Below are 216 nucleotides of genomic sequence, written 5' to 3'. Positions count from 1 at the left end.
ACTTGCGCGTGTCAGCCTGGTCACGCAAATCGTCATCGGCTTGATCGCCGGTATCCTGCTGGCCCTGCTGTTGCCCGACGCCGCCAAGGCCACCGGGTTTATCGGCAAAGTGTTTGTCACTGCGCTCAAGGCCGTCGCGCCGATCCTGGTGTTTGTGCTGGTCATGGCGTCGATCGCCAACCATAAACACGGCCAGGAAACCCACATCAAGCCGAT

The 216-nt window shown here is 60.2% G+C and carries 1 protein-coding gene; it reads left to right on the top strand.

All coding sequences use genetic code 11. The annotated features are described in order from the left end of the window. The coding region (locus IV40_RS10490; protein ID WP_201782521.1) for a cation:dicarboxylate symporter family transporter at positions 1–216 on the top strand (216 nt) is incomplete at both ends.

Origin of the sequence: Lactobacillus selangorensis, from assembly GCF_001437205.1 — a bacterium.
Classification (GTDB): domain Bacteria; phylum Bacillota; class Bacilli; order Lactobacillales; family Lactobacillaceae; genus Paralactobacillus; species Paralactobacillus selangorensis.
Note: the sequence above shows the minus strand (reverse complement) of the source record. Positions and strands in the feature narration are given on the sequence as shown.